A 14258-nucleotide genomic window follows, 5' to 3' on the forward strand; every position below is an offset into this window, starting at 1 on the left:
ACCGATGCACCCCTTGCTGAGCGGCTATCGCAGGGCCGTGGAGACCGTCTGCATCGCAGGCATCTGCATCGTCGCCATCCTCGGCGGGTTGCAGGTGTGGTTTCGCTATGTCTCGGGCAATTCTCTGGTCTGGTCCGAAGAGGTCATGCGCCTGTCGATGATCTGGACGGTCATGCTGGGTTCGGGCCTCGCCTATTCGCGGGGCCAGTTTCTGGGCATGCAGTTCCTGGTCGAGGCGCTGCCCCAACCGCTGGCACGGGCCTGCAATCTGCTCTCCGCCCTGCTCGTCGTCGGCTTTCTGGCGGCGATCGCCTGGTTCGGCTGGAAATTCGCCTGGAAGACCCGCCTGCAACTGTCCAGCACGCTCGGCTATTCGCTGATCTGGCTGCATGTGTCGATTGTCGTCGGCTCGATCCTGATGGCGGCCCATGTGCTTGCCGAGGCGATCTGGGGCAGACGGCCCCTGCTGGCCGAGGAGGCGATCCGATGATCTGGCTCGGGTCGATCTTCGTCTTCACGCTGCTCATCGGCGTGCCGATCGCCTTCGTGCTGGGGATCAGCGGCCTTGGCTATTTCGTCATGACCGACCAGACGAAGTTCCTGATCGCACTGCCGCAGCGGATGATCGCGGGCATGGACCAGTTCGTGCTGCTGGCGATACCGCTGTTCGTGCTGGCGGGCAGCATCATGGATGTGGGCGGACTGACGCGCCGCCTGGTCGGGCTGGCAAACTCTGTCGTCGGGCGGTTCCGGGGCGGATTGTCGCTGACCGCCGTCTGGGGGGCGTTCCTGTTCGGCGGCGTCTCCGGCTCGGCCGCCGCCGATGCCGCGGCGCTCGGCACCGTGCTGGTTCCCGACATGAAGCGGCAGGGCTATGACGAGGATTATTCCGCGGCGCTCATCGCCGTGTCGTCGCTGATGGCGCCGCTGGTGCCCCCGTCCATCGCGATGATCATCTACGGCGCGCTGTCCGGCACCTCGATCTCGCAGCTGCTGATCGCGGGCATCGTGCCGGGGGTGATGCTGGCGGCGATCCTGTCCTGCTATGCGATCTGGGTCGCGCATCGCGAGCAGTATCCGCGGGCCGAGGCCCTGCCCCCGGCCGAGATCCTGCGCAACGCGGTGCAGGCGATCCCGGTCATGCTGCTGCCGGTCATCATCGTGGTGGGCATCCGCGGCGGCATCTTCACCGCGACCGAGGCCGCGGCCGTCGCCGCCATCTACGCGCTGCTCGTGTCAGGCTTCGTCTACCGGGCGCTCAGCTGGCGGTTCCTGCGCGAGGCGCTGCTGTCGACGGCCATCATCTCGTCCGCGATCTACATCCTGATCGCTATGGCCAATATCGCGGCCTTCATCTTCGCGATCGAGCAGTTGCCGCAAAAGGCGGTCGCCGGCCTGACGACGGTCACGGACAACCCGCTGCTGATCCTTCTGATGGTCAATATCATCCTGCTGATCCTCGGCATGTTCCTCGACACGATCGGGATCCTGATCCTGACCGTTCCGGCACTGACGGCCATCGGCACGACGCTGGGAATGGACCCGGTGCATCTGGGGGTAATGGTCGTCTTCAACGTGCTGATCGGTTTCGTCACGCCGCCGGTCGGCCTGTGCCTCTTCGTCATTGCCGGCGTCACCGGCCGCCCGATCGAGAGGATCAGCCTCAAGGCGCTGCCGATGATCGCGCTGGCGCTGATCGTGCTCGCCATCGTCGCGCTGGTCCCGGATGTGGTGCTGTTCCTGCCCCGGGCCATCGGGGGGGCATGACGATGACGCGTCTGGAAACAAGGGTGGGCCGCCTCAGGCTGAAGAACCCCGTCATCGCCGCGGCGGGCGAGCACATGATCGACGCGGCCGGCATCCGGTCGGCGATCCTGGCGGGCGCCGGTGCGGTGGTGGGCAAGTCCACCAACGAATCCGAGGCCGCGAAGGACCAGCTGACCCGCGCGGAATATGTGGCGCTGGACCCGGACTGGCGGCCCGTGACATGGGGCGCCGACGCGCCCCGCGCGACGGTGCTGACCCGGTCGGGCCTGACCCCGCTGCCCTTCGACGCCTGGCTCGCCCAATGCGTCGAAATGGATGCCTTCGCCGGTCTGCACGACTGTCTCTATGTGCCGTCGCTGATCCTCGCCGCCCCCGGACCGGCGGTGGAGATGGCGCGCGCGGTCCAGGCCGCGGGCCTGCGGGTGCTCGAATTCAACATCGGCACCCCCTATGCCAGCCAGGCGGCGACAGGCGCGGTCTCGACCGAACTGTCGCCCGACCGCGTCGGCGACCTGACGCGGATGATGGTGCAGGCCGTGGACATTCCGGTCTGGGTCAAGATCACCGGGCAGAGCGAACGCGTTCCCGACCTTGCCGCCGCGGCCTTCGCGGCCGGTGCGGAAAGCGTGGTGATGGCCGGCCGCGCATTGGGGATGCTGCCCGATCTCGACACGATGGCGCCGATGCTGGGAACCAGCTGCGGAATCGGCGGCTGGTGGAACCTGCCGCTGACCTGCCACTGGCTCGCCACCACCCGCGCGGCCCTGGGGCCGGGGCCGAGCCTCATCGGCATCAACGGCGCCACGAACGGCGAGGACGTGGCGCGAATGCTGCTCGCCGGCGCCTCTGCCGTGGGCCTGTCGTCCGAAGTCATGCTGCGCGGATGGCCGGTGCTGACCGAGGCCGTCGCCGAACTCGACCGCTATTGCACCGCCAAGAACCTGACCGCGGCGGATCTGGTCGGCCGCGCGGGCGATGCGCGCAAACGCTTCGCCGACATGCCGAAACTCGACGACCACTGGCGCAACTTCATTCCCGCGCCCTCTGACGCGGCTCTCACGGAGACCACGACATGACCGATCTCACTGCCCGCGTCGACGCGCTGATGAAAGGCGCGGTCGACCTGCATATCCATTCGGGGCCCTCGCTGCATCCGCGCAAGGTGGACCATATGGAGGTGCTGCGCGCCGCGGATGCCGCGGGCATGCGCGCGATCCTTCTGAAGGATCACTACTATCCCACGATGCCGATCACCCGGCTGATGAACGACAACCTCGGTTGCCAGACCGAGGCGATCGGCGCCATCGTGTTGAACAACCCGGTCGGCGGGCTGAACCCTTCTGCCGTGGACTATGCGCTGAAACAGGGCGCGCGCGTGGTGTGGATGGCGACGGCCCATGCCAGGAACCATCTGGACCACGAGGCCAAGGAAGCCGATTTCAAGAACAAGTTCCCGGTCAATTCCAAGAAGACCGTGGCCGCGATCCCGGCGACCCTGACCGACGAGGCGGGCGCGGTGCGTGACGAGGTGAAGCTGATCCTCGACCTGATCGCGGAAAACGACGCGGTCGTCTCTGCCGGGCACCACCACATCAGCGAGGCGTTCCCGTTCTACGAGGAAGCGAAGGCGCGCGGCGTGACGCGACTGTTCCTGAACCATCCGACCTACGTCAACGAAGGCAGCCTCGAAGACATCAGGTCCCTCGTGGCGATGGGCGTGAAGATGGAACATTCGATCTGCATGTTCATCCCCTCGACCTTCCACCTCTTCGATGACAACCACCTGCGGGCGGTGATCGCGGCGGCGGGGGTCGAGAACACCTTCTTCGGCTCCGACCTCGGCCAGAAGAACAACCCCACCCCGGTCGAAGGCATGCGCTCGATGATCGAGCTGCTGATCAAGCTCGGCCATGACGATGCCGAGGTGCGGATGATGACTTCGACCGTCGCGAGGGAACTGGCGGGGATCGAGGGATGAGCCTGCGCAGGCGCATCCTTGCGGGCGAGCGGCTGGTGGGTTGCTTCGTCAAGACGCCGAGCCCGCAGGTGATCGAGTTGCTGGGTCTGGGCGGCATGGATTTCGTGGTCGCCGACCGGGAACATGCACCCATCGGGACCGGTGCGCTCGACCTGATGACGCTGGCTGGCCGGTCGGTCGGCCTTCCGGTCCTGATCCGGTCCCGCAATGCAGAGGGGGCGGAAATCTGGCCCGCGCTCGACATGGGCTGCGCGGGGGTGATGGTGCCGCATGTCCGCAGCGCGGCCGGGGCCGAGGCGGCGGCGGGCGCGATGAAATACGGGCGCGGCCGCGGCTTCTCGCCCTCCGGCCGTGCCGGGGCCTATGGCACGATGCCGGGGGCGGACTATCGCCGCCGGCAGGATGACGAGGGGGTCTTCCTCGCCCAGATCGAGGATGCCGCCGCGCTCGACCACCTGGACGCGATTGCGGCGGTGCCCGAGGTCGATGTCCTGTTCATCGGCCCGCAGGACCTGTCGCTGTCGCTGGGCTGCGCCGTGACCGCGCCGGAGATGACCGCCGCAACCGAGGCGGTCGTTTCCGCTGCCCGCCGCGCGGGCAAGGCTGCCGGACTGTTCGTCGCCGATCCGGCCACCATCGCGGGTCATGTCGCCGGCGGCATCACCCTTTTCGTCTGCGGCTCCGACCAGGGGCTGCTCATCGGCGGCGCAAGGCGGCTGATGGCCGCCGCGCGCGCCTGACCGCAAGGAGATCACCATGAACATCCATCAGATCGACTGGTCCCGGCTGGAGTGGAAGACCATCCGCCCCGGTGTCGAGCAGAAGGCGTTTTCCGGGCAGGGGGCGACCATCGCGCTGCACCGCCTGCAGCCGCAGCACGAACCGAAACCGCACAAGCATGACAACGAGCAGATCGCCTACATCGTCTCCGGCACCTGCGACTTCCATGTCGGCGACAGCGTGACCCGTCTCGGACCCGGCGGGATCATCGTGGTGCCCGGCGGGGTCATGCACCATGCCGTGGTCGTCGGCGACGAAGAGGTGATCAACCTCGACGTCTTCACCCCCGCCCGGCCCGAATACGCCCCCCTGCCCGAGGCCTGATTCCCGACCGGGCGTCCTCCTGCCCCTGCTGGTTCGCCCGTCCCGGGGCGCGCCCCGTCTCCTTGCATCCCGGAGTTTCCGATGACCGACCTTCTTTTCATCGACGGCCAGTGGTCCGCCGGTTCCGGCACCCGCCGCGGCGATGTCTTCGATCCCGCCACCGGCGCGGCGATCGGGCAGGTGCCCTTCGCCGAAAAGGCCGACCTCGACCGTGCCCTTGCCGCCGCGGGCCGCGCTTTCCCGGCCTGGGCCGCCACCTCGGCCCATGACCGGGCGGGGTTGCTGAAGAAGGCCGCCGCCATCGCGCGCGGCAAGGCCGAGGAGATGGCGCAGGCGATCAGCCGCGAGCAGGGCAAGCCGCTGTCCGAAGCCCGGATGGAAGCAGGTGGCGCGGGCGATCATATCGAATGGTATGCCGAGGAAGCGCGGCGCACCTATGGCCGGATCATTCCCGCGCGCGCCCCGCAGGTGATGCAAAGCGTCATCCTTGAACCCGTGGGTCCCGTCGCGGCCTTCAGCCCCTGGAACTTCCCGGTCGGCCAGCTGGTCCGCAAGATCGCGGGCGCGCTGGCGGCCGGGTGCACGATCATCGCCAAGGGCCCCGAGGAAACGCCGACCTGCATCGCGCTGCTCGTCAGATGCTTCGAGGAGGCGGGCGTCCCCGCCGGTGTCGTCAACCTCGTCTTCGGCGTCCCGTCCGAGATTTCCGCCCATCTGCTCCCCTCGCCCGTCATCCGCAAGGTATCCTTCACCGGCTCGGTCCCGGTGGGGCGGCATCTGGGCGCGATGGCCGCGCAACACCTCAAACGCACGACGATGGAGCTGGGCGGCCACGCGCCCTTCATCGTCTGCGACGACGCGGATATCGAGGCGGTCAGCAGCCTCGGCGTCGGGCTGAAATTCCGCAATGCCGGGCAGGTCTGTGCCTCGCCGACCCGGTTTCTGGTGCAGGACGCGGCGTTCGAGGGCTTCCTCGACCGGTTCGCGACCAAGGCGCAGGCGCTGAAACTGGGCGCCGCGGCCGAAGAGGGCGTGCAGATGGGCCCCCTTGCCCATGGCCGCAGGCTCGACGCGATGCAGGATTTCGTGGCCGATGCCGTGGCGCAGGGCGCGCGGCTGGTCACGGGCGGCAAGCGCCGCGGCAATGAGGGCTGGTTCTTCGAGCCTACGGTTCTGGCGGATGTCCCGCCTTCGGCCCGGATCATGTCGGAAGAGCCCTTCGGCCCGATCGCCGTCGTCAACCGCTTCGCCGACCTGCCCGACGCCATCGCCGAGGCGAACCGCCTGCCCTATGGCCTGGCCGCCTTCGGCTTCTCCACGCTGGCCGCGCGCACCCATGAGATGACCGTCGGGATCGAGACCGGGATGCTGTCGATCAACCATTTCGGCCTCGCCGCGCCCGAGACCCCCTTCGGCGGGGTCAAGGATTCGGGCCACGGGTCCGAGGGCGGGTCGGAAGGGATCATGGCCTACCTGACTACGAAATTCGTCTCGCAGCGAAACGGCTGAGGGATGGAGAGCTTCGACCATATCGTCGTCGGCGCAGGTTCGGGCGGCGCGACCGTCGCCCGGCGTCTGGTCGATGCCGGTCGATCGGTCCTGCTGCTGGAGGCGGGGCCGAGCGACCGCGTGCCCTTCGTCCATATCCCCGGTGCCTTCGTGAAGGTCATCGGCACCCGGCGGACCTGGCCCTATGCGACCGAGCCCGAACCGGGCGCGGCAGGGCGGGTCATGCATGTGCCGCAGGGCCGGATGCTGGGGGGAAGCTCGTCGGTCAACGCGATGATCTACATCCGGGGCGACGCGCAGGATTACGACGACTGGGCTGCGGCCGGGGCGGCAGGCTGGTCCTATGCCGATGTGCTGCCCTTCTTCCGCAAGGCCGAGGCGAACCAGCGCCTGGCCGACGACTATCACGGCACGGACGGCCCGCTGCGCGTCTCGGACCCCGCCTATCGCCATCCGCTGGCCTATGCGTTCCTGCGGGCCGCCCAGCAGACCGGACTGCCGCTGACTCACGATTTCAACGGCTCCCGGCAGGAGGGCGTGGGTTTCTACCAGACCACCACCTTCGACGGGCGCCGCGGTTCGACCGCCGTCTGCTATCTCAACCCCGTGCGGGGCAATCCCCGCCTGACCATCCGCACCGGAGCGGCGGTCGAACGCCTGATCCTTCAGGATCGGACCGTGACCGGGGTCGAATGCCGGATGGCCAACGGCCAGCGCCTGCGCTTCGCCGCGCGGCACGAGGTCGTGCTGGCCGCGGGCGCGCTGTCCTCGCCCAAGATCCTGATGCTGTCGGGGATCGGGGCAGAGGCCGACCTGGCCCCGCATGGCATCGCGGTCCGTCACAACCTGCCCGGCGTCGGTCAGGGGTTTCAGGATCATGTCGCGGCTTCGGTCTATGGCGGCCTTCGCGATCCGATCGGCGTTTTCGGCGCCGACCGGGGGATGAAGGCGGTGCGGCACATGCTGCAATACCTGCTGACGCGCACCGGGCTTCTGACCTCCAATGTCATCGAATGCGGGGGCTTCATCGACACGGCCGGGACCGGCAGGCCCGATGTGCAGCTGCATGTCGTGCCCACCATGCTGGGCGATGTCGACCGCCCCGCGCCCGAGGGCCACGGCATCTCGCTCAACCCCTGCTGCCTGCGCCCCACGTCGCGCGGGTCGATGACGCTCCGCAGCGCGGATCCGCAGGCATTGCCGGTGGTGCGGGCAATGAACCTGACGACGCGCGAGGATGTGGACACGGTGATGCGCGGGGTCGCGCTGTGCCGTCGCATCCTCAAGGCGCCCGCACTGGCCGCGCTGGTGCGCGAGGAGCTGGCCCCCGGGCCGTCCGGGGACACGCCCGAGGGGCTGGAGGATCACGCGCGGCGGTTCGCCAAGACGGTCTACCATCCGTCCTGCACCGCGCGCATGGGGACGGATGCGATGGCGGTGACCGATTCCGAGCTGCGGGTGCGGGGCCTGAACGGCCTGCGGATCGCCGATGCTTCGGTCATGCCGAAACTTGTCAGCGGCAACACCAATGCGCCCTGCGTGATGATCGGCGAACGCTGCGCCGACTTCCTGCTGCGGTAGGCCGCCGACGCGGCCCGCGCCTCTTCCTAGCGTCGCGCCCGTTGCTGCCGAATGGCGGCGCTGGCTGACCCCGGGGCTACGGCCGCCCCGCTGCAGGATCGAGATGCCTTCGTTGGGATAGCCACCGGCTCCCCGCCGGAGGTGCGATACCCGCGACTTGGCATGTCGGACGACTGCTGGATGACGCTTGCAGAAGCGTGGTGCCGCTGAAGGGACTCGAACCCCCGACCCCATCATTACGAATGACGTGCTCTACCAGCTGAGCTACAGCGGCCTGGTGGCGGGCTGATAGCACCATCCTCGGCGGGTGTGTAGCCCCTTTTGCCGCCTTCTTGCACCTCGGGCGCGGGCGCCGCTACAGCCCCGCGCTGCGGGCGGCGGCGACGGAGGGCGGGTCGGCGAAGGGGTCGTCCTTCTCCGGCTCCGGCTCCGGTGCGGGATCTGGCGCCGCCTGCGGCGCGGGGTCGTGCCGCGGCGGGGCTGCCGGTTCCACCGGCGGCACCGGGGCATCGACCGGCGGTTCGGCCTCCGCCGCCGCGCCGCGTCCGACGATCAGCGGCAGCATCTCGGCCCCGTGCGGCAGGGGCGGCGTATCGGGGGCCTCGCGCCAGCTGAGCGTGTCGAACCCGCCGCAGTGCGGGCAGACCGGCGCCCAGTCGGCGCTGACGGTCTGGCACTTGTCGCAGATCCATTGCGGCCCCCGGCTGGCCGAGACGGCGCGGGTCAGCCAGCCGCGCACCTCGGCATCGTCGGCGCCCTCGCCCCGGGCGATGGCGGCCATCAAGGTCAGGCTGCGGGCGGTCGGGTGCCGTTCCGGCAGATCGGCCAGCGTCCGGCGCGCGGCGGGGAAATCCTCGGCCGCGATCAGCAGCTCGGCGCGCGTCAGCCGCGTCTCTTCCGCCTCGGGGGCGGCCTTGAACAGCGTCTCGAAGCGCGACAGCCGGTCCTGCGGCGATTCATCCGGCACCAGCCCCGCAAAGGCGGCGGCGAGGTCGGGATGGGGCTGCGCCTCCCATGCCTTGCGCAGCACGCGCACCGCATATTTCGGCTCGCCCTTTGCGGCATAGGACCGCGCCGCCATCACCGCGGCGGGGATCAGGTCGGGCGAGGCGCGGTTGGCGGCGATAGCGGCCTCGCGCGCCTCGATCGACCGGCCCTCGTCCAGCACGTCCTTGGCCTCCTGCAGCGCCAGCAGCGCGTCGCGGCGGCGGTGCACGTCTTTCGGCAGCTCGCCCGTCTTCGCCTTCGCGCCCAGCACGGCGCGAGCGCCGGCCCAGTTCCCGGCCTCGGTCTGCAGGCGCAGCAGCACATCCTGCACCTCACGATGCGCGGGCTTCATCTCGAAGGCCTTCTCGGCCAGCCGCAGCGCGGTTTCGGTCTCGCCCTGCGCCAGCTTCTGGATCATCAGCCCGCGCACGGCGGCAAAGCGCGACCGGTCGTCGTTCAGCAGCCGCTTGTAATACTGGATCGCGCGGCGGTGGTCGCCCTGCATCTCGGCCGCCTGCGCCGACACGAGGCTGGTCAGTTCCGGCCGGTTCAGCAGGCGTTCGGCCTTTTGCGCGCGGGCGGCGGCGGTGCGGCCCTCGCCCGAGGCCAAGGCCAGCAGGCCATCGGCCAGCGCCTCATAGCCGCGGCGTTCACGGTTGCGGTCGAACCAGCGGCCGATCGCGGTTTCGTCCCCGGCGAGAAAGCGCATGAGCGCGACCAGAAAGCCGATCACCGCCAGCGCCAGCCAGACCAGCGCCACGCCCGCCAGCAGGACCAGCGCCGCCTGCAGCGGGCCGAGCGTGAATTCCATCCCGGCGGCGGCGATGCGGATGCCCTCGCCGCTGTTCGACAACCATGTGCCGGCCAGGGCCAGCACCACCACCAGCGCGACGAACAGCGCGACCTTGACGAAGGACCAGATCATGCGCGTTCCCTTATCCGATCTCGGCGGCGAGGCTGTCGGCCGCGGCCAGCGCGTCGAGCCGCGCCTGCGCATCCGCTTCCCATGCGGCGGTGGCGGCCCGGCCTTCCGGCGGCAGGCCCTGCAACTCCGTCAGCGCGGCCTGCAGGTCGCCCTCGGCCAGCGCCGCCTCGGCCCGCGACAGCACCGCATCGGGGCCGGTGCCCTGTTGCGGGGTCAGCGACCGCGCGCCGGTCTGGGCCTGCAGGAAGGCGCCGACCCGCGCCTGCCAGCCCTCGCCCGCCGTCACCGGCAGCGCGGCGGCAAGCGCGGCGCGGGCCGCCGCGGGGAAGTCCTGTTGCAACCCGGCGAGGCTCGCCACGCCGTCGGGGCGCGAGGACAGGGGCTCGGGCACCGTCACGCCGACGGCGGCCAGTTCTTCCGTCACCGGCGACAGCGGCGCGCCGCTGTCCAACGCCGCGCGCAGATGCGACAGCGCGGCCCGGGCGCGGGCGGCGCGGGCGGTTTCCTCGGCCTCGGCCCGCAGCCGCTGCGCCTCGGCCTCGGCGGCAGCGATGCGCTCTTCGGCGGCGGCTGCCGCGGCGGCGACGCTGTCCTGCAGGCCGGACTGGCCCTCGATCGCGGCGCGCAGATCGTCGATCTGCTGCTGCAGGGCGGGGTCGGCGGCAGCCGTCGTCCCCTCCCCCGATTCCACCGCCCCGAGCCGCGCCTCGATGTCCTGCAGCCGGGTCAGCGCCTCGCCTTCCGCCGCGCGCGAGGCGGCGAGGTCCGACGACAGCTGGTCGATCCGGGTCAGCAGATCCTCTGGCGCCGCCTCTGCCTGCGGTGCCGCGCGCAGGGCCGCGACCTCATCGCTCAGCGCGGCGATCTGCGCCTCGACGGGGCCCATGTCGGCCTGCGGCACCGGGCGCAGCCCCTGCGGGAAGAGCCAGATCACCGCGCCCGCACCCAGTGCCGCCGCCAGAACCCCGCCCAGCAGCGCGGGCAGGAAGCCGCCCCGGCGTGGCGAAGGATTGTCGTCCCTTGCCTTGGGCGGGTCGGCGGGCGGGGGCGCCGGTTCCTCGGCGGGGGGCATCGGCGCGGATTCGGTCGCCAGCGCCATCGCCTCGGGCCCGGGACCGGATGCGGGCACCGTGTCTGCGGGCACTGTGTCCGCATCGGCCATCGCGGCCGGTTCGTGCGGTTGCGGGAAATCCTCCAGCGGGTCCGATACCCGCGCATCGCCGGTCAGGTTCGGCACCGGCTCCTCCGCCGGGGTCGGCGCGGGGTCCGGCGCTCCGGCCTCGGGTGCCGTCAGGTCCGACGTCCCCTCGCGCCCGGCGGCCTTGCTGCGCCCGCGCGGGCGTTTGGCCCCGGCGGCTGTGGTCGGGCCGGCATCCTGCGCCCCGGGCCCCTGCGGGTTCGGACCCTGCAGATCGGGCGCCGCCTGCGGCTCGGTTTCCGGGGGCGTCTCGCTGGGCTTCTTCACCGGGCGGTTCCTTTCGGTTTCGTCCTGCGGACAGCTTAGCCGCCGGTTCCGCCCGCCTCAAGCGGCGCAGGGTCGCGGTCAGCCTGCGGCCTCGTCTGTCGCCAGCCGGTCCAGCGCGTCGAGCATCGCCGCCAGCGCGGGCCGGTCTGCCACCTCAATGCGCCGGGGGGACAGCGGTTCCGCAGCGGCGGCGACGGCCTCGCCGATCGCCGCGATCCACAGCGGCGCGGCCGCGCCCGCCGGCAGATCCTCGGCCAGCAGCCGCGCCGTGCGGGCCGAAAACAGCGGCAGCAGCACCGGCGCCGCCCCGGTCATCAGTGCGCGCGCCGCCGGGGTCAGCGGCTGGCGCGGCTGCTCGTAGACCACGGCCTCCGCCACCTCGATCCCGTCCCCCGCCAGCGCCGCCGCCAGATCGACGGCCGCGTGCCGCCCCCGCGCGTGCAGCAGCGGCCCCGGCCGTGCCGCCCGGATCAGCGGCAGCAGCCGCGCCGCATCGGGCGCCGTCGCGGCGAGGGGAAAGCCTGCCTGCCGCGCCGCCTCGGCCGTGCGCTCGCCCACGCAGAAGGCCGGGGGCCGCGCCGGCCAGTCCGCCAGCGCCGCCACCGCATGGGCCGAGGTCAGCACCACCGCCGCGACCCGGGGCAGCGGCGGCAGCGGCAGCGGCACCACCGCCATCACCGGCGAGATCACCACCGGCCGCGGCCCGATCCGCGCCAGCGCCAGCGCGGCCAAGCGGGCCGAGTCCGCCGCAGGGCGCGTCAGCAGCAGCGCGGCGCGGTCAGTGGCGGGGGTCATGCGGGCATCCATCCGGCGCGGCGCCATTGTCTGGCGGGTGCCCCGGTGTTACCTCGCGCCATGCGGCGCCGGCAACCGGCGCGTGACGGGCCGGCCGGAATGAACGCCATCACCTTCCTCGGACTCGAAAGCAGCTGCGACGATACCGCCGCCGCCGTCGTCCGGCTGCGCGGGGACCGGGCCGAGATCCTCGCCTCGGTCGTCGCCGGGCAGACCGCGCTGCATGCCGTTTTCGGCGGGGTGGTGCCGGAACTCGCCGCGCGGGCGCATGTGGAAAAGCTCGACCTCTGCGTGGAAGAGGCGCTGGACCGGGCGGGCACGGCGCTGGCCGATCTGGACGGCATCGCGGTGACGGCGGGGCCGGGGCTGATCGGCGGGGTGATGGCCGGGGTGATGTGCGCCAAGGGGCTGGCCGCCGGGGCGGGCCTGCCGCTGGTCGGCGTCAATCACCTCGCCGGCCATGCGCTGACCCCCCGCCTGACCGACGGGCTGGCCTTCCCCTATCTGATGCTGCTGGTCTCGGGCGGGCATTGCCAGTTCCTGATCGCGAGGGGGGTGGAAGACTTCACCCGTCTTGGCGGCACCATCGACGATGCGCCGGGCGAGGCCTTCGACAAGACGGCCAAGCTGTTGGGCCTGCCGCAGCCCGGCGGGCCGAGCGTCGAGGCCGAGGCGGCGAAGGGCGACCCCGCCCGTTTCGCCTTTCCCCGGCCGCTGATGGACCGGGCCGATTGCGACCTCAGCTTTTCGGGGCTCAAGACAGCGCTGCTGCGGGCGCGCGACGGGGTGATGGCCGGGCAGGGCGGGCTGACGGTGCAGGACCGCGCCGATCTTTGCGCCGGGTTTCAGGCGGCGGTGGCGGATGTGCTGGCCGGCAAGGCGCGGCGGGCGCTGGCCCGGTACATGGCGCTGTCGCCCGCCGAACCCGCGCTGGCCGTCGCGGGCGGCGTCGCCGCGAACCGCACGATCCGGGGGCGGCTGGAACAGGTCTGCGCGGAATGCGGGGTGCGCTTCCTCGCGCCGCCGCTGGCGCTGTGCACCGACAATGCCGCGATGATCGCCTGGGCGGGGATCGAGCGGTTCCGGCTGGGCGCGCGCGACGGCATGGACCTTGCCGCCCGCCCGCGCTGGCCGCTGGACCGGACCACCGCGCCGATGCTGGGCTCGGGCCGCAAGGGGGCCAAGGCATGATCGCGGTGCTGGGCGCGGGGGCCTTCGGCACGGCGCTGGCCGTGGTGCTGGCGGGCGCGGGGCACCGGGTGATGCTGTGGGCGCGGGATGGCAGCCATGTGGCGGCGATGCGCGACAGTCGCCTGAACGACCGCCGGCTGCCCGGGGTCGCGCTGCCCGACGGGGTGACCGTCACCGACGATCTGTCCGCGACGGATGGCGCGGAAACCGTGCTGCTGGCGGTGCCGATGCAGCGGCTGGCGGGATTTCTCGCCGCGCATCCGCGCTTTGCGGGCCGGGCGCTCGTCGCCTGTTCCAAGGGCATCGACCTCGACAGTCTCGAAGGACCGACGGCGCTGATCGCGCGGCTGGCGCCGGGGGCGGTCGCGGCGGTGCTGACGGGGCCGAGCTTTGCCGCCGATATCGCCCGCGGCCTGCCCACCGCGCTGACGCTGGCCTGCGCCGATCCCGCCGCCGCGCGGGCGCTGCAGGCGGAACTGGCGGCGCCGGCGTTGCGGCTTTACCGCAGCGACGATCCGAAGGGGGCGGAACTGGGCGGGGCGCTGAAGAACGTCATCGCCATCGCGGCGGGCGTCGCCATCGGCGCGGGTCTGGGCGAATCCGCCCGCGCGGCGCTGATCACCCGCGGCTTTGCCGAGATGAGCCGGCTGGCGCTGGCACTTGGCGCGCGGGGCGAGACGCTGGCGGGCCTCTCGGGCCTCGGCGACCTGATCCTGACCGCGACCAGCCCGCAATCGCGCAACTTCCGGTTCGGCCTGTCGCTGGGGCAGGGCGCCGAATTCGACCCAGCGACTACGGTCGAGGGCGTGGCCACCGCCGCCGCCGTTACCCGTCTGGCCGCGGCGCGCGGCATCGACATGCCGCTGGCGGCCACCGTCGATGCGCTGGCCAGCCGGCGCCTGACCGTCGCCGAGGCCGCAGAGGCCCTGCTTTCCCGCCCCCTGAAGAAGGAATGA

The 14258-nt window shown here is 71.4% G+C and carries 13 protein-coding genes and 1 tRNA gene; 10 read left to right on the forward strand and 4 right to left on the reverse strand.

Translation table 11 applies throughout. From position 1 onward, the window contains the following. The first annotated feature begins 4 nt into the window (after positions 1-4). From EEY80_RS03445 to EEY80_RS03480, 8 genes are all read left to right on the forward strand, one after another. Positions 5-490, forward strand: coding sequence for a TRAP transporter small permease (locus EEY80_RS03445; RefSeq protein ID WP_164738121.1), 486 nt, complete (start codon positions 5-7; stop codon positions 488-490). Next, the gene (locus EEY80_RS03450; RefSeq protein ID WP_126975181.1) at positions 487-1767 is read left to right on the forward strand and encodes a TRAP transporter large permease; all 1281 of its coding nucleotides are present in this window, start codon (positions 487-489) and stop codon (positions 1765-1767) included. The genes EEY80_RS03445 and EEY80_RS03450 overlap by 4 nt, the downstream gene beginning before the upstream one ends. Positions 1768-1769: 2 nt before the next feature. Beyond that, positions 1770-2843 carry a tRNA-dihydrouridine synthase gene (locus EEY80_RS03455; RefSeq protein WP_126975182.1) on the forward strand — a complete coding sequence of 358 codons (1074 nt, stop codon included), beginning with the start codon at positions 1770-1772 and terminating at the stop codon, positions 2841-2843. Continuing rightward, complete coding sequence (locus EEY80_RS03460) at positions 2840-3745, forward strand: DUF6282 family protein (protein ID WP_126975183.1); 906 nt, start codon at positions 2840-2842, stop codon at positions 3743-3745. The genes EEY80_RS03455 and EEY80_RS03460 overlap by 4 nt, the downstream gene beginning before the upstream one ends. Then, positions 3742-4485 (forward strand): HpcH/HpaI aldolase family protein, encoded by a 744-nt coding sequence (locus EEY80_RS03465; RefSeq protein ID WP_126975184.1) that lies wholly within the window; start codon positions 3742-3744, stop codon positions 4483-4485. Before EEY80_RS03460 ends, EEY80_RS03465 begins: the two co-directional genes overlap by 4 nt. A 16-nt stretch (positions 4486-4501) precedes the next feature. Further along, positions 4502-4849, forward strand: coding sequence for a cupin domain-containing protein (locus EEY80_RS03470; RefSeq protein ID WP_126975185.1), 348 nt, complete (start codon positions 4502-4504; stop codon positions 4847-4849). Positions 4850-4930: 81 nt separating this feature from the next. Beyond that, positions 4931-6358 (forward strand): NAD-dependent succinate-semialdehyde dehydrogenase, encoded by a 1428-nt coding sequence (locus tag EEY80_RS03475; protein ID WP_126975186.1) that lies wholly within the window; start codon positions 4931-4933, stop codon positions 6356-6358. A 3-nt stretch (positions 6359-6361) separates the two neighbouring features. Next, positions 6362-7939, forward strand: a complete 1578-nt coding sequence (locus EEY80_RS03480; protein WP_126975187.1) for a GMC family oxidoreductase — start codon at positions 6362-6364, stop codon at positions 7937-7939. A gap of 198 nt (positions 7940-8137) precedes the next feature. Here EEY80_RS03480 and EEY80_RS03485 read toward each other — a convergent pair. From EEY80_RS03485 to EEY80_RS03500, 4 genes are all read right to left on the reverse strand, one after another. After that, a tRNA-Thr gene (locus EEY80_RS03485) sits at positions 8138-8213 on the reverse strand. 81 nt (positions 8214-8294) lie between these two features. Next, complete coding sequence (locus EEY80_RS03490) at positions 8295-9851, reverse strand: heme biosynthesis protein HemY (protein ID WP_126975188.1); 1557 nt, start codon at positions 9849-9851, stop codon at positions 8295-8297. A 10-nt stretch (positions 9852-9861) separates the two neighbouring features. Beyond that, entirely contained in the window at positions 9862-11316 is a 1455-nt protein-coding gene (locus tag EEY80_RS03495; RefSeq protein ID WP_126975189.1) for a COG4223 family protein, read from the reverse strand. Positions 11317-11394: 78 nt separating this feature from the next. Further along, a complete protein-coding gene (locus tag EEY80_RS03500; protein WP_164738122.1) occupies positions 11395-12111 on the reverse strand; it encodes a uroporphyrinogen-III synthase in 717 nt (238 codons plus the stop codon). A gap of 99 nt (positions 12112-12210) precedes the next feature. On the opposite strand from EEY80_RS03500, the gene tsaD reads away from it, so the two are divergent. Then, on the forward strand, positions 12211-13302 hold the full coding sequence (gene tsaD / locus EEY80_RS03505) for a tRNA (adenosine(37)-N6)-threonylcarbamoyltransferase complex transferase subunit TsaD (RefSeq protein ID WP_126975191.1): 1092 nt from the start codon (positions 12211-12213) through the stop codon (positions 13300-13302). Further along, entirely contained in the window at positions 13299-14258 is a 960-nt protein-coding gene (locus EEY80_RS03510; protein ID WP_126975192.1) for an NAD(P)H-dependent glycerol-3-phosphate dehydrogenase, read from the forward strand. The genes tsaD and EEY80_RS03510 overlap by 4 nt, the downstream gene beginning before the upstream one ends.

It is taken from the genome of Frigidibacter oleivorans, assembly GCF_003993775.1.
Taxonomy (GTDB): Bacteria; Pseudomonadota; Alphaproteobacteria; order Rhodobacterales; family Rhodobacteraceae; genus Frigidibacter; species Frigidibacter oleivorans.

Coding starts and splice junctions, on each gene's coding strand:
- EEY80_RS03445 (WP_164738121.1), top strand. CDS start 5: ATGCACCCCTTGCTGAGCGGCTATCGCAGGGCCGTGGAGACCGTCTGC.
- EEY80_RS03450 (WP_126975181.1), top strand. CDS start 487: ATGATCTGGCTCGGGTCGATCTTCGTCTTCACGCTGCTCATCGGCGTG.
- EEY80_RS03455 (WP_126975182.1), top strand. CDS start 1,770: ATGACGCGTCTGGAAACAAGGGTGGGCCGCCTCAGGCTGAAGAACCCC.
- EEY80_RS03460 (WP_126975183.1), top strand. CDS start 2,840: ATGACCGATCTCACTGCCCGCGTCGACGCGCTGATGAAAGGCGCGGTC.
- EEY80_RS03465 (WP_126975184.1), top strand. CDS start 3,742: ATGAGCCTGCGCAGGCGCATCCTTGCGGGCGAGCGGCTGGTGGGTTGC.
- EEY80_RS03470 (WP_126975185.1), top strand. CDS start 4,502: ATGAACATCCATCAGATCGACTGGTCCCGGCTGGAGTGGAAGACCATC.
- EEY80_RS03475 (WP_126975186.1), top strand. CDS start 4,931: ATGACCGACCTTCTTTTCATCGACGGCCAGTGGTCCGCCGGTTCCGGC.
- EEY80_RS03480 (WP_126975187.1), top strand. CDS start 6,362: ATGGAGAGCTTCGACCATATCGTCGTCGGCGCAGGTTCGGGCGGCGCG.
- EEY80_RS03490 (WP_126975188.1), bottom strand. CDS start 9,851: ATGATCTGGTCCTTCGTCAAGGTCGCGCTGTTCGTCGCGCTGGTGGTG.
- EEY80_RS03500 (WP_164738122.1), bottom strand. CDS start 12,111: ATGACCCCCGCCACTGACCGCGCCGCGCTGCTGCTGACGCGCCCTGCG.
- tsaD (WP_126975191.1), top strand. CDS start 12,211: ATGAACGCCATCACCTTCCTCGGACTCGAAAGCAGCTGCGACGATACC.
- EEY80_RS03510 (WP_126975192.1), top strand. CDS start 13,299: ATGATCGCGGTGCTGGGCGCGGGGGCCTTCGGCACGGCGCTGGCCGTG.